Here is a 2,307-nt window from a genome sequence, read left to right as displayed (position 1 = left end):
CAGCCGCCAGCGCGCGGGCGTGAGCGCCTGGGCGGTGAAGCCGGTGCCCTGGAAGAGCGTCTGCGCCGTGGCGAGCAGGGCCTCGCTTTCTTCGGGGCGCAGGTCCATCAGGGCAGGATCGAGCAGGGCGGCCTGGTCGGTGCCCAGGGCCAGATGCACCAGCTCGGCCAGCCATACGGGGTCGTGGCCGGCTGTGTCGTCCGCCAGCAGGGGCCCCAGCCCGGCGCTCTGCAGCAGGCCGGCCTCGGGCCGGTAGCCCAGGCGGCCCAGTTGCCACGACTCGAAGGCGGTGCAGCCGAGCGCGCGGACGTCGTGGGCACGCAGCTCGGCAGGTGCGGATTGCAGCCAGCCGTGCAGCGTGGGTGCGTGTTCCGGAAGCAGCCTGGCCAGCTCGGCTGCGACGGCAAGAGGGGGCAGGGCGCCCGGCATGACGATGTGCATGGCCGGGATTGTAGTGCCTGCCCGCGCAAGGAACTAAGCGGGGAACTAAGCGCCGGGAAGCCTGCCATAGCTTGACACCAACGGTCTTGGAACCGCACCACCCGGCGCGGGCGGTTGCCCGGGTTAATGCAATAATGCGCACGTGCTGAAAATACCCTACGAACTCTGGATCGGCGCCCGCTATGCCGGGCTGGCCCGGATCCGCCAGCGACGCGGCCGCCGCGATCGCTTCATTTCCTTCATCGCCGGCAGTTCCATGGCGGGCATTGCGCTGGGCGTCGCCGCCCTGATCGTGGTGCTGTCGGTCATGAACGGCTTCCAGAAAGAGGTGCGCGACCGCATGCTGTCGGTGCTGCCCCACATCGAGCTGTACATTCCCGGCGCCGCGCCCGAGCGCGTGCTGGACCAGTGGCAGCAGTTCGCGGAGGCGGCCGAGCGCAACGAGCAGGTCCGCGCGGGCGCGCCGTTCGTGGCGGCGCAGGGCATGCTGGTGCGCGGCCAGGCGCTGCGCGGCGTGCAGGTGCGCGGCATCGACCCGGCCACCGAGGGCAAGGTTTCCGACCTGCCGCGGCAGATGGTGCAGGGCCGGCTCGACGACCTGAAGCCCGGCGGCTTCGGCGTGGTGCTGGGCAGCGAGCTGGCCGACGGCATGGGCGTGAAGCCGGGCGACACGCTGCTGATGATGGCGCCGCAGGGCTCGATCAGCCCGGCCGGCTTCGCGCCGCGCATGCGGCAGTTCACGGTGGTGGGCATCTTCTCGTCCGGCCACTACGAATACGACTCTTCGCTGGCTTTCGTGGACGACGAGGACGCGGCGCGCGTGTTCCGCGACAGCGGCACCGCGGGCGTGCGGTTGCGCATCGCCGACATGCAGAAGGCGCCCGAGGTGGCGGCCCAGTTGCAGAAGGTGCTGCCGCCCTACGTCATGGCCAGCGACTGGTCGCGCAACAACCGCACCTGGTTCGCCGCCGTGCAGACCGAAAAGCGCATGATGTTCCTGATCCTGGCGCTCATCGTGGCGGTGGCGGCCTTCAACCTGCTGTCCTCGCTGGTGATGGCCGTGAAAGACAAGCAGTCCGATATCGCCATCCTGCGCACGCTGGGCGCGGGGCCGCGCGAGGTGGCGCGCATCTTCCTGGTGCAGGGCGCGCTCATCGGCGTGATCGGCACCCTGCTGGGCGTGGCGGGCGGCATGCTCATCGCCTACAACGTGGGCGTGATCGTGCCGTTCATCGAGCGGCTGTTCGGCGTGCATTTCCTGCCCCAGCAGATCTACTTCATCAGCGAGCTGCCGTCGGATCCGCGCCTGGCGGACATCGCCACCATCGCGGTGACTTCGCTGGTGCTGTCGCTGCTGGCCACGCTGTATCCGAGCTGGCGCGCTTCCCGCCTGCAACCCGCACAGGTGCTGCGCCATGACTGATTTCTCCACGCCGGCCCTGCAGGCCGAAAACCTGGTCAGGTTCTACGACGAGGGCCCCGCCCGCATCGAGGTGCTGAACGACGTGAGCCTGACGGTCGCGCGAGGCGAAATGGTGGCCATCGTGGGCGCCTCGGGCTCGGGCAAGAGCACGCTGCTGCACATCCTGGGCCTGCTCGACGTGCCCAACAGCGGCTCGGTCCGGGTGGACGGGCAGCTCGCCACCGGGCTGGGCGAGGCGAAGAAAAGCGCCTTGCGCAACCGCAGCCTCGGATTCGTATACCAGTTCCACCACCTGCTGCCCGAATTCTCGGCGCTGGACAACGTTGCCATGCCCCTGATCGTGCGGCGCGAAAACCGCGACCGCGCCCGCCTGGCGCGCGCGAGGTGCTGGGCATGGTCGGCCTGGCGGCGCGCGAGGGCCATTTCCCGGGCCAGCTCTCGGG

Annotated in this window: 1 protein-coding gene and 2 pseudogenes; 2 read left to right on the top strand and 1 reads right to left on the bottom strand. The window is 69.7% G+C overall.

Annotation, left to right across the window (positions count from 1 at the left end; genetic code table 11):
* Positions 1-441 (bottom strand): annotated as a pseudogene (locus AD428_RS24030) (hypothetical protein); the annotation flags it as partial.
* 190 nt (positions 442-631) lie between these two features.
* Here AD428_RS24030 and AD428_RS24025 point away from each other — a divergent pair.
* Together AD428_RS24025 and AD428_RS24020 are read left to right on the top strand one after the other, a co-directional pair.
* Positions 632-1,864 carry a lipoprotein-releasing ABC transporter permease subunit gene (locus AD428_RS24025; protein WP_235491110.1) on the top strand — a complete coding sequence of 411 codons (1,233 nt, stop codon included), beginning with the start codon at positions 632-634 and terminating at the stop codon, positions 1,862-1,864.
* Positions 1,857-2,307 (top strand): annotated as a pseudogene (locus AD428_RS24020) (ABC transporter ATP-binding protein); the annotation flags it as partial. The gene AD428_RS24025 and the pseudogene AD428_RS24020, both read left to right, overlap by 8 nt.

Source organism: Achromobacter sp. DMS1 (genome assembly GCF_001270295.1).
Note: the sequence above shows the minus strand (reverse complement) of the source record. Positions and strands in the feature narration are given on the sequence as shown.